Source organism: Staphylococcus pasteuri (assembly GCF_003970495.1).
Classification (GTDB): Bacteria; Bacillota; Bacilli; order Staphylococcales; family Staphylococcaceae; genus Staphylococcus; species Staphylococcus pasteuri.
In genome coordinates this window covers 1-15,553 of record NZ_RXWW01000032.1, presented here as the reverse complement: position 1 = coordinate 15,553, position 15,553 = coordinate 1, and the positions used below count along the sequence as shown (strand labels likewise).

General features: G+C 31.8%; 13 protein-coding genes and 1 riboswitch. Of the genes, 4 read left to right on the top strand and 9 right to left on the bottom strand.

The window, feature by feature from the left end:
- Positions 1-149 precede the first annotated feature (149 nt).
- Entirely contained in the window at positions 150-1,007 is an 858-nt protein-coding gene (locus tag CD121_RS04665; protein WP_029056577.1) for a trypsin-like serine peptidase, read from the top strand.
- 103 nt (positions 1,008-1,110) lie between these two features.
- Here the strand turns inward: CD121_RS04665 and CD121_RS04660 are convergent, their stop codons facing one another.
- From CD121_RS04660 to xpt, 5 genes are all read right to left on the bottom strand, one after another.
- Positions 1,111-2,310 (bottom strand): GTP-binding protein, encoded by a 1,200-nt coding sequence (locus CD121_RS04660; RefSeq protein ID WP_126567528.1) that lies wholly within the window; start codon positions 2,308-2,310, stop codon positions 1,111-1,113.
- Positions 2,311-2,529: 219 nt separating this feature from the next.
- Positions 2,530-4,071 carry a glutamine-hydrolyzing GMP synthase gene (gene guaA / locus CD121_RS04655; RefSeq protein ID WP_017638437.1) on the bottom strand — a complete coding sequence of 514 codons (1,542 nt, stop codon included), beginning with the start codon at positions 4,069-4,071 and terminating at the stop codon, positions 2,530-2,532.
- A gap of 25 nt (positions 4,072-4,096) precedes the next feature.
- Positions 4,097-5,563, bottom strand: coding sequence for an IMP dehydrogenase (guaB, locus tag CD121_RS04650; protein ID WP_126567527.1), 1,467 nt, complete (start codon positions 5,561-5,563; stop codon positions 4,097-4,099).
- Positions 5,564-5,599: 36 nt separating this feature from the next.
- Complete coding sequence (gene pbuX / locus CD121_RS04645; protein ID WP_046467370.1) at positions 5,600-6,868, bottom strand: xanthine permease PbuX; 1,269 nt, start codon at positions 6,866-6,868, stop codon at positions 5,600-5,602.
- Positions 6,868-7,446: a xanthine phosphoribosyltransferase gene (xpt, locus tag CD121_RS04640; protein ID WP_017638440.1), complete on the bottom strand. Its 579-nt coding sequence runs from the start codon at positions 7,444-7,446 to the stop codon at positions 6,868-6,870. Before xpt ends, pbuX begins: the two co-directional genes overlap by 1 nt.
- 264 nt (positions 7,447-7,710) lie before the next feature.
- Positions 7,711-7,813, bottom strand: a riboswitch (purine riboswitch).
- Between the two features lie 214 nt (positions 7,814-8,027).
- Between xpt and CD121_RS04635 the strand changes: the two genes are divergently transcribed.
- From CD121_RS04635 to CD121_RS04625, 3 genes are all read left to right on the top strand, one after another.
- Positions 8,028-8,435, top strand: coding sequence for a YflT domain-containing protein (locus CD121_RS04635; protein WP_017638441.1), 408 nt, complete (start codon positions 8,028-8,030; stop codon positions 8,433-8,435).
- A 162-nt stretch (positions 8,436-8,597) separates the two neighbouring features.
- Positions 8,598-9,266: a hypothetical protein gene (locus CD121_RS04630; protein ID WP_126567526.1), complete on the top strand. Its 669-nt coding sequence runs from the start codon at positions 8,598-8,600 to the stop codon at positions 9,264-9,266.
- Between the two features lie 117 nt (positions 9,267-9,383).
- Complete coding sequence (locus tag CD121_RS04625) at positions 9,384-10,283, top strand: hypothetical protein (protein WP_126567525.1); 900 nt, start codon at positions 9,384-9,386, stop codon at positions 10,281-10,283.
- Between the two features lie 54 nt (positions 10,284-10,337).
- Here the strand turns inward: CD121_RS04625 and CD121_RS04620 are convergent, their stop codons facing one another.
- Genes CD121_RS04620 through CD121_RS04605 form a run of 4 tightly spaced genes read right to left on the bottom strand, consistent with a single transcriptional unit; the run spans position 10,338 to position 15,301 of the window.
- Positions 10,338-11,819: a glycosyltransferase gene (locus tag CD121_RS04620; RefSeq protein WP_126567524.1), complete on the bottom strand. Its 1,482-nt coding sequence runs from the start codon at positions 11,817-11,819 to the stop codon at positions 10,338-10,340.
- Between the two features lie 40 nt (positions 11,820-11,859).
- The gene (gene tarL / locus CD121_RS04615) at positions 11,860-13,548 is read right to left on the bottom strand and encodes a teichoic acid ribitol-phosphate polymerase TarL (protein WP_126567523.1); all 1,689 of its coding nucleotides are present in this window, start codon (positions 13,546-13,548) and stop codon (positions 11,860-11,862) included.
- Positions 13,549-13,566: 18 nt separating this feature from the next.
- Positions 13,567-14,592, bottom strand: a complete 1,026-nt coding sequence (locus tag CD121_RS04610) for a zinc-binding dehydrogenase (protein WP_070451905.1) — start codon at positions 14,590-14,592, stop codon at positions 13,567-13,569.
- A complete protein-coding gene (locus CD121_RS04605) occupies positions 14,585-15,301 on the bottom strand; it encodes a D-ribitol-5-phosphate cytidylyltransferase (RefSeq protein ID WP_017638447.1) in 717 nt (238 codons plus the stop codon). Before CD121_RS04605 ends, CD121_RS04610 begins: the two co-directional genes overlap by 8 nt.
- Between the last annotated feature and the right edge of the window lie 252 nt (positions 15,302-15,553).

Below are 15,553 nucleotides of genomic sequence, written 5' to 3'. Positions count from 1 at the left end.
ACTATAAATTTTAGATTTTCTATTGTAATACAACTTATTTCACATATAATGAAACTGATTGATGATAATAAATTTACAATAATCATTATTTTATTTTGACTTTCTTTAAAATTTCGTATCAACTTTAAAAAACAAAGGGGACTTCTATTTTGTCATATTTCAAACCAATAAAAACGATTATTAGCAGTGTCATGATCACTACAATTGCGTTGACAGCCACTGCAACATTTTCTCAACAAGCGCATGCTGAAACAGATCATTACTACCGTGATGGATTAAATTCTCCATCTGACCAACAAGCTTATCCCAAAGCTAAGAAAATAAGTAAAAACTCAATCAGTATTGAACATTATACAAAAGCTAATAAAAATAATTTAAAAGCAATTGGTCGAGTTTCTAATATGAATGGCCATAAAGGTAAAGGCAAAGATTCAATGGGCACAGGTACAGTTATCGGAGATCATACGTTTGTTACAAATGCTCATGTTATTGATGATAAAAATGGGAAAGCCGCTTCAGCGAAATATATCTCGTTCGCAATGAACCGAGATGGGAAGCATATTCCTTATAAATTCCATGCCTCTGATGTAAAAAAATTATCAGGTTATGATATAGCTGTTGTTCATACCAAAGAGAAAATGTCTAAATATGTTAAGCCAATACGATTAGCAACTGACAAGGAAATCAAAGGATTAAAATTTAATACACCATTATATTCATTAGGATATCCATGGCAAAATGGCGACAATACTAAAGCTTATTTTAGTAAATTAAGATTCGTCCAATTTTCAGCAAATGGTACTGAAATTATGACAAAAGATATTTTCAGAGCTGGTGCTTCTGGTTCTCCTATGTTAGATGGGAAATATTCAAAAATTTATGGTCTTCGTACTTATGGTTATAATTTATGGAATAATTCTACAGATAAATATGCCAAACAAGAAATGGCTGGCGGAGAATCATTTAAAGGAAAAGCCGGTAAATTTGTAAAAGATAATATTAAATAATTTAAAGGTACGCCCTTGTACTACTGTTACTTTATAAGTAGTACAAGGACGTATCTTTTTTATATGTAGTTTTCACGTGAAACTTTATTTTTTAAAATCTAGATTATTTGGATGTAATCGTCCAATGATACGGGTCTGACAATTGTGACCAATCTGCATCAATTTCACTACTATTGATTAAACATTGATCTAAATCTTTAATGATTTGCTCTTGATTCAAATTTGTACCGATAATAACAAATTGTGTATGACGATCTCCATATTCTAAATCCCATTCTTCTGCAACATCAGGTCTTTCTTCTAAAATCATTTCCTGCTTTGCACGTGGCATACTCGCTACCCAGTATGTTACTGGATATATCGATTGAGACGATCCAGCTTGAGAAAATAGACATGCAACTTGATTATATTGAGCTAACCAGACTATTCCTTTAGCTCTAACAATATTTTCCGGCATGTGTTCTAACCATTCATTAAATCTTTCAGCATGGAAAGGTAATTGTCGACGATATACAAATGAAGAAATTCCATATTCCTCAGTTTCTGGTGTATGTTCCGCATGGCCCCCTTCTGTTAATTCTTTAATCCAGCCAGCAGATTCACTTGCTTTTTCAAAATCAAAACGTTGTGTATTTAATACTTCTGATAAATCAACCTTAGCATTTACAGTTTTAATCACTTTCGCTTCAGGTTGAAGTGTCGTTAAAACTTGTTCTAATCGATTTAATGCATCTTTTGATACTAAATCTGTTTTATTAATAATCATCACATCGCAAAACTCTACTTGGTCGATAAGTAAATCCGCAATGGTACGTTCATCTTCATCACTTACACTTTGATCACGATCTATTAATAAATCTTCGGAATTAATATCATTAATAAATCGATTAGCATCTACAACCGTTACCATTGTATCCAATCGACAAATGGCCGTTAAATCAATCCCTAATTCTTCATCGATATAAGAAAACGTCTGTGCAACAGGTACAGGTTCAGAAATACCTGTGGATTCAATCACTATTTGATCAATACCACCCTTTTTAACAATACGTTCAACTTCTTTTAGCAAATCATCGCGCAACGTACAACAAATACAACCGTTTGATAGCTCGACTAATTTTTCATCAGTTCGAGATAAACCTCCACCTTCTGCTACTAAGTCTTTGTCGATATTCACTTCGCTCATATCATTAACAATAACCGCAATTCGTCGCCCCTCACGATTTTGTAAAATATGATTCAATAATGTTGTTTTACCAGAACCTAGATACCCACTTAACACAGTTACTGGAATTTTAGCCATAATAAACTCCCTTTCTTTTTCTGTTATGTAAATAGTAATTATTACGTTTTACATTCTATAGGTTTATTTCCGATTAATCAATAAGAATTTTAAATAAGATTATCGAAGGAAGTTCTTAAAAAAATATAGAACAATTTATACATGACTTATTCAAAGCAAAATAAAAAGGCTAGAAAACCGCTAATATAGGGTTTCTAGCCTTAAATATATATTATTTAATTATTCCCACTCTATTGTACTAGGTGGCTTAGAAGTAATATCGTAGACAACGCGGTTAACGTGGTCAACTTCGTTAACGATACGGCTTGAAATCTTTTGTAAGACTTCCCAATCGATACGAGCAAAGTCACTAGTCATACCATCAATTGATGTTACAGCACGAATTCCTACTGTATGATCGTATGTACGGTAGTCACCCATAACACCTACAGATTGAATACCTGGAAGTACAGTGAAGTATTGCCAAATGTCTCTTTCAAGACCTTCTTCTCTAACTACTTCTCTTAATATCGCGTCTGATTCACGTACGATTTCTAATTTATCTTCAGTAATTTCACCAAGTACACGGATACCTAAACCAGGACCTGGGAATGGTTGTCTCCATACTAAATGTTCTGGAATACCTAACTCGATACCTAAAGCACGTACTTCGTCTTTAAACAACGTGTTAATTGGTTCGATTAATTCAAATTCCATATCTTCAGGTAATCCACCTACATTATGGTGAGATTTAATTGTTTGAGCTGTTTTAGTACCTGATTCAATTACATCTGTATAAAGTGTACCTTGCGCTAAGAAATCTACGCCTTTTAACTTAGATGCTTCATCATCAAATACATAAACAAATTCATTACCAATGATTTTACGTTTTTGTTCTGGGTCTGATACACCAGCTAATTTATCCATGAAACGATCTTGTGCATTAACACGAATAATATTCATGTTGAAACCTTCACCAAATTGTTCCATAACCATGTCGCCTTCACCTTTACGAAGTAAACCATGGTCGACAAAGATACAAGTTAATTGATCACCAATCGCTTTGTGTAATAATACAGCAACAACAGATGAGTCTACACCACCACTCATAGCACATAGAACTTTTCTGTCACCTACACGTTCACGAATTTTTTCAATTTCGATTTCAATAAAGTTCTCCATTGTCCATTCGCCTGTACAATTACAAACACGACGCACAAAGTTTCTTAATAAGTCATTACCGTATTCAGTATGACGTACCTCTGGATGGAACTGAACACCATAAATACGACGAGATTTATCTTCGATAGCTGCATAATCTGTGCTTGGACTATCAGCGATAACCTCAAATCCTTCTGGAATCTCGATCACTTTATCTGAATGACTCATCCATACAGTTTGTTCTGATGGTAAGCCAAAGAATAATTCATCAGATTTCGCATTAATGATTGCTTTACCATATTCACGTTCATTGGCACGCTCAACTTTACCACCTAATAATTTAGTAGTTAATTGCATACCATAACAAATACCTAATACAGGAATACCTAAGTTATAAATTTCAGGGTCGATAGTAAATGAACCTTCTTCATAAACTGAATTAGGACCACCTGATAATATAATACCTTTTGGATTCATACGTTTAATTTCTTCAATAGAAATTTCATGGTCGTGTAACTCACTATATACACCCATTTCACGTATACGTCTTGTGATTAATTGGTTGTATTGGCTACCAAAGTCTAAGACAAGAATTAACTCTTGCTCTTTCGCCATTTCCATAATTGTCGTTCTCCTTTAAATCTTATTAGAATGAATAGTTTGGTGATTCTTTAGTGATTTGAACATTATGTGGGTGGCTTTCTGCTAAACCAGCTGGTCCCATACGTGTGAATCGTGCTTCTTCACGTAATTTTTCAAGATTTTCAGAACCAGTATAACCCATACCAGCTCTTACACCGCCCATAAGTTGATAAACTGTATCTTGTAAAGGTCCTTTATAAGCTGTACGGCCTTCAATACCTTCTGGTACGAATTTCTTAGGCGTTTTATCTTCTTGGAAGTAACGGTCATTTGAACCTTTTTCCATAGCACCTAGAGATCCCATACCGCGATATACTTTGTATTGTCTACCTTGGAATACTTCAGTAGCACCAGGACTTTCTTCAGTTCCTGCTAATAAGCTACCTAACATTACAGCGTGTCCACCAGCTGCCAATGCTTTAATGATATCTCCAGAGAATTTAATACCGCCATCTGCAATAATTGCTTTGCCTTGTTTACGTGCTTCAGTTGCACAATCATAAACAGCTGTAATTTGTGGTACACCAACACCTGCAACTACACGAGTTGTACAGATTGAACCTGGTCCAATACCAACTTTAACTACATCTGCACCCGCTTCAAATAGTGCTTTAGTCGCCTCAGCAGTTGCCACATTACCAGCAACTAATGTGATGTCAGGATATTTTTCTTTGATATGTTTAACTTGTTCGATAACACCTTTTGAATGACCATGTGCAGTATCAATAACAAGTGCATCAACGCCTGCTTCTACTAATTTTTCAGCTCTAATATCAGTATCTTTAGAAATACCGATTGCTGCCGCTGCTAATAAACGACCATTAGCATCTTTAGCTGCATATGGGAATTCTAATACCTTTTCAATATCTTTAATTGTGATTAGTCCTTCTAAACGGCCATTTTCTACTAAAGGAAGCTTTTCAATTTTATGTTCTTGTAAAATTGATTCTGCTTCATCTAACGTTGTACCTACTGGAGCTGTAATTAAGTCTTCTTTAGTCATTACATCTGAGATTTTAATAGAAAAGTCTTCAATAAAACGTAAATCTCTATTAGTAATAATACCTACTAATTCTCTATCTGTTTTATTGTTAACAATTGGAACACCTGAAATACGATATTTACCCATTAAAGCTTCTGCTTCAAAAACACTTTCATCAGGAGTTAAATAGAACGGATTACTAATAACGCCATTTTCTGAACGTTTTACTTTTTGTACTTCATCAGCTTGCTCTTCGATACCCATATTTTTATGGATAACGCCTAGTCCACCTTGTCTTGCCATCGCAATTGCCATTTTAGATTCTGTAACTGTATCCATACCAGCAGAAATAATCGGAATGTTCAATTGAATTTTATCTGATAAACGAACGCTTAAATCAACATCGCTTGGTAACACGTCTGATTGAGCTGGAATTAATAATACATCATCGAATGTTAATGACTCTTTAGCAAACTTATTTTCCCACATTTAAAAACAGCCTCCAATATTATATAGTTTGTTCTATTATTTCACATTTTCTTCACTTTGTTTATAGTTTATACCATTAAAAAAGAAATTTAGGATAATTGCAGAGATAGCGCCTAAAACAATTCCATTTTGAGTTAACCATGCAAATTGTTCTCCTAAACCTTTAAATGCTTGTGGTACGGCACTAATTCCTGTACCTAAACCAACTGATACAGCAATAATTAATAAGTTATTTTGATTTGCAAAATTAATTTTACCTAAAATACTCACACCATATGCCATTACCATACCAAACATTGCTATCATAGCACCACCTAATACTGGTAATGGAATAATGTTAGCTAAAGCACCTAATTTAGGAATACATCCGCAAATAAGTAATAAGATTACCATTCCATAAATTACTTTATTCTTCTTAGCGCCTGATAAAGATACAAGCCCAACATTTTGAGAATAAGCAGTATATGGGAATGCATTAAACATAGACCCTATTACTATAGCTAGACCTTCCGCAGTGTAACCTTTACGAAAATCTTTTCTTTCTAATTTTTTCCCAGTAATCTCACTTAATGCATGATAGACACCTGTTGATTCAATTAAGCTTACAATGGCTACTATAAAGAATACTAGCGTTGCACTTAAATCAAATCCAAATCCTGAAAATCGGAATGGCATTGGTATACCAACCCAATTGGCTTCTCCGACTTGTTTGATATCCACAATACCAAAGATACCTGCTAAAATTGTTCCGATAACTAACCCTATTAAAATAGCGATAGATTTCAAGAATCCTTTAGTAAATCGTTGGAGAATTAAAATGACAATCAGTGTAACGCCGCCTAAAATGATATTTTTAGGATTACCGTAGTCTTTAGCACCCTCGCCACCTGCTAAATAATTCATTGCAACTGGCATAAGATTGATACCAATAATTGTTACAACACTTCCTGTCACTACTGGTGGGAAGAATTTAACTAAATGAGAGAAAAATGGCGCTATAATAATTACTAAGATACCTGATAGGAATAATGAACCGTATAATACACCTAATCCTTTTGTCTGACCGATTAAAATCATAGGTGCAACCGCCGTAAAGGTACACCCTAGGACGATTGGCAATCCGGTACCTGTCACCTTATTAACTTGTAAGAATGTAGCAATACCACACATGAAAATATCAACTGTAACTAAATACGCAATCTCTTCTGGTGTGAATTTCAAACTAGTACCAACGATAATCGGTACTAAAATCGCTCCTGCATACATGGCTAATAAATGTTGAATACTAAGAATAAAATTCTTCATTAATTTTCACCTAATAGCGTCACTTTATTACCTTTTAATGAAGCCACCTTACATAATGAAGATACATTCAATCCTTCATCTTCAAGTCTTTGACGACCATTTTGGAAGCTCTTTTCTACGACAATACCAACGCCTGCAGTTTTAGCATTGGCTTGTTTGACAATTTCGTTTAATCCTAGTGATGCATCACCATTAGCTAAGAAATCATCAATAATTAAGACTGTGTCATCTTCACCAAGAAATTCTTCAGAAACGATAACTGTACTTGTCTTATTTTTAGTAAATGAATGGATATCTGTTTGATAAAAACCATCTTTCAAAGTACTAGGTTTTGCTTTTTTAGCAAATAAACATGGTACATCAAAATGAAGAGCAGCCATAATGGCTGGTGCAATACCAGATGCTTCGATAGTTAATATTTTAGTAATACCTTCATTTTTAAACTGATTATAAAATGTTTGCCCTACTTCATGCATTAACTTTGCGTCAATTTGATGATTTAAAAAACCGTCTACTTTCAAAATCTTTTCATCAATGACTACACCATCTTCTTTTACTTTACGTCCTAACGACTCCACCCGGAAAACCTCCTCAAATTTATGTAATCCATAGACTTGTTGATACAAAAAAATCCCCAAACTTTGATTAAGTTTCAGGATCTATGAGGGAACGTGCAATACATTGCGTCAATTAGCAAATAAAGAAGTAGATACGTCAAATTAATCGATAATTAAATGTATACAAATAGATAAAGGACCTTTGTAAGATTGCATAACAAATCCCTATATCAATAACACATTTAACATTAGCCCTTCATATTTTGATCGATTTAAACTGCTCCTAAGTATTGAATTGTTACCCATAGTCATGTCGTTCAAGGCGACATGGTAGAAACTTCTAAAGCCATATTCTTTAGATTATATGAGTCATATAAATTATTTAATGATGATAGCAAATTTCAGCTACTTTTTCAATATCTATCATACACTATCACCCTTGTCTTAACAGTAGTTCTCACTGAAAGCGTTTTGATTTTTAATTCAAAAATAAATTTGGTAAATAAATCAGTAAAATTATATAATTATATAAACAAAAGTTTTATAATTATAGGGCAAGGGTATAGAATTTGAACTAAGAGAAAAAATAAGGGGCGATAATCATGGCAGAAATTACAGTAGTAGAAAATCAATCAGAATTATACAACGTGATTAACCAAAAGAAATCTGAAGGCTATTTAGAAAGTGAATTAGCAGTTATTAGTCGTTCAAAATTACATTTAGATGATTTACACGATTCTCAAATTAGTTTAATTGCTACAAGCGGTTCATTTAGTGACCGTATGTCTAGATTACTTATTGGTGAAGACGGTGAACACGCTGTGCTTACACGATATAATCTAAGTGATGACGAAATCGAAAGTCATAAACAAGACATTTTGGACGGTAAATTTTTAGTTATTGCTAATCGTGACCGTTCTTCTCATAATGAAGTTGAAGAACATAATGCAGCATATGAAGAAATTGACATTACACATTATGCTTCTGAATCAAAAGGACCAAAATCATAATTTGCTAATGTTAAAACAATGCTAAGTATGGCACTATAACTGATACGCAATGTCGTTACAGTTATAGTGTTTTTTTATAAATATTTTCATACACATTCATCTATCCGTACCAGGTACAAAGTTATGATATAATTTACAAAATATATTTTCGGGGGTGTCATAATGGAATTTAAAACAATAACGTCTGCTAACGATCCATATTTCAACGAAGCATTACAAATTTACGATTCAAAAGTAGACATCAGCCTTACTGAGGACAGTCATATTTTCAAACAATCACTTGAAAATAATAAGACTGAAAAAGATTATGCATTTATTGTTGGTGTTGAAAATGATGAAGTTGTTAGTATGGCTAGTGCACATTACGAAGCAACAACCAATTCTGCTTTCCTCATTTATCTCATCACTAAGAACAAAGATAACCATGATGAGGTAATGTCTAAAACATTAGAAAAAATTGAAGAACAACTAAATGTTCTATCTAACGACATTCATGATAGAGATATCAATTTTATAATGATGGAAGTTCCAAGAGAACCTCTAACAACTGACGAAGAAACAAATAAAGTACTTGAGCATCGCAGACAATTTTTATATGAACATCAATTCGAAAAACAAACCGAAATTGATTATATTCATCCAAATTATACTAATGATGAAGATCCCAAAGAAATTGACTTGTTTATCAAAGCTAACATTCTTTTATCAAAAGATATTTATGGCACAAGTGTTAAGTCTAACTACATTCTTAAATATGTCTTCGCCAACCGTATTTCAAGAGATATAATATATCCTTTACTTGAGCAAATGAAATTAAGAAGCCCTCTGTAACAAAACTTGAAATTAACTATAAATAACGGTAAACTATCATATGAGGTAAGACTGAGGTTTCACTAACCGTAGACAACCGTCAGTATACATAAACCATAATATGAAAGGACTTTATTAATGTTAACTAAAGAATTCGCACAACGCGTCGAGCTAAGTGAAAAACAAGTCCGTAAAATCGTCCAACATTTAGAAGAACGTGGCTATCAACTTAGTAAGACTGAATATCGTGGACGTGAAGCAACTGATTTTAAAGAAGAAGATATCGAATTATTTAAAGATATTGCTGATAAAGTAAAGCAAACTAATAGCTATGATTTAGCATTTGAAGAATTAGAAAAGGAAAAAGATTTCCTTCAAGTCTTAGTAAAAGAAGATAATAGTCAATTACCAACTGATCAAAATATTTCACAATTGGTAGAAGACTTACGTAGTGAAATTCAAAAAATGCGTGAAGAACGTCAAATGTTAGGCCAAATGATTAGCCAAGTTCATCATCAACAACAAGAACTGAAAGAACTACAAAGCCAAATTACTTCTAAAATAGATGCTAACACTGAATCATTAAAAGCGATTCAAACTACACAAGATGCAATACAATCAACTCAACAATCTCATACTAAAAAGTTAGATGAGCAACAAGCTATTGCTTCTGAATCAAAACAAAGCAATAATGATGCTGTGAATAGTACTTCAAGCCAAAGTACTTCATCATCACAATCTACGTCACTTTCATCAAGTGAAAATAATTCAGATCAAAACAAAACAATTGCATCTACATCAGTGTCAACAACTACTGACAGCTTGAGCACTTCTAATAGTGTTGATAATAAAAAAGAAAGTACATCATTAAGTACTTCAGAACAATCAACTCAAGCACAATCTACATCTCATTCAACATCTACATCTGAAGTATCTAATACTAATAAAGACCATGTTGAATCACAATCTTCTCCTCTAGCTCATCAAGAGCCTAAAGAAGAGAAAAAAGGATTTTTCGCTAGATTATTTAACTTATAATAAAAAAGAAAAGTGTTAGGACAAAGTTGTAATTGTCCTAACACTTTTTTAATTTTATTTAAAAATATTAAGCCATTGATTCATTATCTTTTCAGGGCTAAATAATCCTACAACATTATTTCTTGCGTTTTCACCAAGTCGATTCGCTAAATCTTTATTATTAATAATTTCTAAAACTTTTTCAGCCATACTTTCAATATCTTTATTTTCAGTCAAATATCCATTTTCGCCGTCTTTTATAAAATCAGATGGACCATATTTAATATCAAAAGCTACTACTGGTTTTCTTTGTAACATTGCCTCGGCAATACTCAAACCTTGAGATTCCACTTGAGAAGTTGAAACAACACAACCAAATTTTTTAATCTTCTTCAAAGGTTCATTTGTATAACCAAGCAACTTAACATTATGCTGTAACTGCTTTTCCTTGATCATCCGTTCCAAATTACCTTTTTCTGGTCCATCCCCGTATATATGAAATTCTATGCTATTATCTTTTGATATTACTTTTTCAGCGACTTCCAATAGATAATTTAGACCCTTTGTTGCTACTAACCTAGAGACTTGTCCTACAACCTTATGGTGTTTATTATTTAAATCATCCTTTTGAATATCTATAAAGTTACTAATCACATATAAGTTTTTGATGTCATATTCTTTAATAATGTCTTTCTTTTGTCCTTCTGTTAACACAATGACACCGTCTATCAAACCTGCTTTTTTCAATATATAATCTTCATGTTTCTTTTTAGCACCGCTATTATCAAAGTTTTTATGATGGTTAGTGTGAATAACCGAGAATTTTTTGGCCTTTTTATGCTTAGTATTTAACATTTTAGGAAAGCTACCTGGACCATCACAAATCATAATACTATTCTTATCGTCTTTGACTAGCCTGTCTAAAAAATAACTACAAAATTCAACATTATTACTAAATTGCTTTTTCTCATTAATTAAATAGGTATTACCAATCACACCATTTTTAGCGCTAATCTGTCTATATAAATATAAGTAAGTTTGATTATCATAAAATTGTTCAGCAACCAGTTTATTATCTTTATTAAATACATCAACTTTATGTATTTTGTTATTAAATAAATATACTCGTTTTAATCGTGTATTATTTTCAAATACATCGATAACGCTTTGTTGGCGATTTATCTTTCGTTTATAAGCTATGTATTCACCACTTTTATTATTGAAAAATCTTGATATATTTTTATTTTGTTTTATCTCCACAGTACCTTTTAACATTTTTGCTAATTCTTTATATGGATGACTATTTTTCTTTCTTATTAATTTGTTAGATTTCTTTTTAAAATAGATAAATGGATTAAACATTTCCGTTCTTTTATCCATTTTATTTGAAGATACTAAACTTTTGAGAATACTATCATAATGTATTTTATAATCAAAAGTGACAATATGTCCTTTGATTTTATGATCTAAGAAGTACTTACTTCTAGTAAGCATAGCTGTTGTCATGCCGCCTTTATTAACATCTAACTCATGCACTATCATATATGCTTGCTTCATTGATGACCTCCTTGCTGTCATTGCTTAATGCACTTCACTTCTAACTACCAAATAAATGTCTAACCAATCGTTCACTTGACCTACCATCTTGATATTTAAAATGTTTATTTAAAAAAGGTTCTACTTTATATTGATCAAAGTCTTCATTATTAAGTGATTCCATTAATGCTTCAAACGTTTGAACAATTTTACCAGGTACAAACGTTTGATAACTTTCATAAAAATCTCGTGTCGTAATATAATCTTCTAAATCAAATGCATAAAATAACATCGGTTTTTTAAATACTGCAAATTCATATATTAATGAAGAATAATCACTAATCAAAATATCCGTAATAAATAACAAGTCATTTACTTCTCTTAATTCAGATATATCCAAGAAATACTTTTTAAATTTATTCGGAATTTTCAATTTATTTTTAACAAATGGATGCATTTTAAATAAAACTATGGCATTGTTATCTTTGCAATATTTAGCCAACCTTTGGAAATCAATTTTAAAGAACGGATAGTGTGCAGTATGATGTCCGCTTCCTCGAAATGTTGGTGCAAATAATATCACTTTTTTTCCTTTAATATTAGGTATTACTGTTTCCATTTTATTGATAATTTTAGTTTTATATTCTTCATCAAATAATATATCTGTTCTAGGTACTCCAGTAGGTATTACATTTTGTTCTTTTATCCCAAATGCTTCTGCATAATACGGAATATCATTTTCCGAAGAAACATATGCTTTAGTATAATTTCTATGATTAAGAGAATTAAAGAATGGCCCACCCTTTTTTCCTGTTCTACTAAACCCTACTGTCTTAAAGGCCCCAACTGCGTGCCAAACTTGTATAATCTCTTGTGACTTGCGAAATTTAACTTTATAAAGCATAGGGTGATAATCATCAACGAAAATATAATCTGCTTTTCCTAATAAATATGGGAATTTAAATTTATCTATAAACTTTCTTCTTTCTGTAATATGGGGTTTGAATAACGCATGAATATCGTATTTTTGGTCTAAATTAGCTTTAATCATTTCATCATATATGAATTTGAAATTGCCAGACATATTTGACCTTGAATCCGAAGTAAATAATACTGTTTTACCCTTTCGAAGATGGAAAAACTTAGTAACATAAAATATTGATTTGAAGATACTATCTCTAATGTTATATGCATAACTTCTATATTTAAGTCTCATCTCTTTATACATTTCTATTAACATACTATTTCTCTTTCTCGGCACCTTATACATTACATTTAATACAAGTTCGTTTACTTCACTTGAAATTTCGGGTTTAACTGTATAAACAGTCGTATTAGAGCTACCACCTTTATGGAATTCTTTCATTAATCTTTCAAGTAAAAAGTTCATTTTTGCGTTTGAGGTTTCCAGAGCTTCATACGAGACTAACTCTGTCTCATCAAGCTGTTCATAAAATTGATTAATGACTTCTTGATTCATAGTAGCAATATGTTCTTCTTGTTGTTTATTAACTAGTAGGTACTGTCCTGAAGATAAATAATAGCCATTATCAAGAATAGCCACATTAAATCGACAAATAAATCTGTTTTCATTAATTTCAACTTGATTAGCTTTTAATTCTTTTGTTTCTGTTAAGTTTCTTAAAACAAACTCACTCTTTTCAATATTTAAATTATCTACATGTCCTTCTATAAATAACTGCACTCTTTCCCAGTAAATATTATCTATATATAGTTTTGTCTTGATCAATATGAGCATCCTTTCGTATTACATAATCCATTTCAAAACTGTTTTTCCCCATGAATTAGATAAATCTGATTCAAAAGCGTTGATAACATCATTAATAGTACGAATTTCAAACTCTTCGCCTTTTAATAATGCTAACTTGTCAATAATGTCAGGGTGTTTTTCATAAAGATTAACTACATTTTTAAAGTCTTCAGCACCACTTCGACTACTACCTATCACTGTCAGTCCTTTTTCTAAAATAAGTCTAGTATTGATTTCAACTGGCATTTCACTAACACCTAATAAAGAAATACTTCCTTCTGGTCTAATTAAATTAATGATTTGGTTGATTGCATCTTGGCTACCTTTACCTCCAACACATTCAAACCCATGATCTATGTCTAAATCATCGGTTATATTATCTATGTGGTAAACGCCATTTACGAAAGAAAAATGACTTAATTTATAATCTGTTTTTCCAAAAACATATATTTGGGCTTTTGGATATAATTTTCTAAGTAGAAGTGCGGTAATATAACCTAAATTGCCATCTCCCCATACGCCAAACGACGATTTATGACCAGTTGCCTTTTGTTCAAAACGATCAATCGCATGCAAACTAACAGTAACTAATTCCGTGTATGACAATATACTTAAGTCGCTACCTTCTGGCAGAGGTACAACTCTATCATGTTTTAATAAATTGAAATCTTGCATAAATCCATCATAGCCACTCGATTTAAATTGACTGGTTGGTAAATAGTTTTCTGAAATGAAATCACTATTTTCTATTGGCGTATTGGGAACCATGACTACTTTAGTACCTATTTTAAAGATACCTTTACTATCGAATACAACTTCACCTACCCCTTCATGAATTAAAGACATAGGCAACTTCTTTTTTAACGTTTGTTTATCTCTATTACCTGTATAATATCGTTGATCTGCAGCGCAAATGGATAAATATTGAGGACGAACTATAACATAATCACTAAAAATATCGACACTATCGTATGAAACTTCAAATTGTCTTGGAGAAGTAAGGCGATAAATTTGATTAATCATGATGGATGTCACCTTTGATAATAGCGTTAGCTACTTGTAAGTCATATGGCGTCGTTACTTTAATATTGAATGTTTCTCCTCTAACTAGTTTGACTGTCTGATTATTTTCAACGATAATTTTGCAAGCATCCGTCAATACTTCTTTTTGTTTCTCATTTAATCGGTTGTAACTTTCTTTCAATAATTTGATTTTAAAAGACTGCGGGGTCTGTCCTTGGTACATATGACTTCTTATTGGAATAGAAGTGACGCTGTCTTGATTTTCAGCAACGACAATAGTATCAATAGCTTCAATAACAGTGTCTACAGCACCATATTTAATAGCACCGTCAATATTTTCTTTGATTATTCGATATGTTAAAAAAGGCCTCACAGCATCGTGAGTGACTATAATATCGTCTTCTTCTATAGGTTTATATTTTTCAATATGTTCAACAATATTCATAATCGTTTCATTTCTATCTTTACCGCCTGCAATGACATCAATTCTTGAATCTGAAATATTATATTTTTTCAATGTATCAATCGTATGAGATAGCCATTTTGACGGTGTAGCAATGATGATTTTTTCAAATTCGTTTAACAAAATGAATTTCTCAATTGTATGTATTAAAATCGGTTTATTATCTAAATCTAAAAATTGCTTAGGTAAAGGAACATTCCCCATTCTTGAACCGATTCCACCAGCAAGTATTCCAGCATATTTCATTTATCAACTCTCCTTTTAATCGTAACAAGGATATCATTTTAAAATTATTATATAACATATTTAATATATAACATAACAAACTAAGTTGTCTATCTATATATTAGCGAAGTGATTCATAATGAATACGGCTTTTTATAATGACTAAAAATATGTTGATAAATAAAACTAAATCTACAAATTTATGTTTTATTTTTAATTCTGAGTATTCCTATAATATTTACAATCATACCCTTGATTTATAAAAATAACAGT

Excerpts from the sequence above, each read along its gene's own strand:
- CD121_RS04660 (WP_126567528.1), bottom strand. The coding sequence starts at position 2,310 with ATGGCTAAAATTCCAGTAACTGTGTTAAGTGGGTATCTAGGTTCTGGT.
- guaA (WP_017638437.1), bottom strand. The coding sequence starts at position 4,071 with ATGGAAATGGCGAAAGAGCAAGAGTTAATTCTTGTCTTAGACTTTGGT.
- guaB (WP_126567527.1), bottom strand. The coding sequence starts at position 5,563 with ATGTGGGAAAATAAGTTTGCTAAAGAGTCATTAACATTCGATGATGTA.
- pbuX (WP_046467370.1), bottom strand. The coding sequence starts at position 6,868 with ATGAAGAATTTTATTCTTAGTATTCAACATTTATTAGCCATGTATGCA.
- CD121_RS04635 (WP_017638441.1), top strand. The coding sequence starts at position 8,028 with ATGGCAGAAATTACAGTAGTAGAAAATCAATCAGAATTATACAACGTG.
- CD121_RS04630 (WP_126567526.1), top strand. The coding sequence starts at position 8,598 with ATGGAATTTAAAACAATAACGTCTGCTAACGATCCATATTTCAACGAA.
- CD121_RS04625 (WP_126567525.1), top strand. The coding sequence starts at position 9,384 with ATGTTAACTAAAGAATTCGCACAACGCGTCGAGCTAAGTGAAAAACAA.
- CD121_RS04620 (WP_126567524.1), bottom strand. The coding sequence starts at position 11,819 with ATGAAGCAAGCATATATGATAGTGCATGAGTTAGATGTTAATAAAGGC.
- CD121_RS04610 (WP_070451905.1), bottom strand. The coding sequence starts at position 14,592 with ATGATTAATCAAATTTATCGCCTTACTTCTCCAAGACAATTTGAAGTT.
- CD121_RS04605 (WP_017638447.1), bottom strand. The coding sequence starts at position 15,301 with ATGAAATATGCTGGAATACTTGCTGGTGGAATCGGTTCAAGAATGGGG.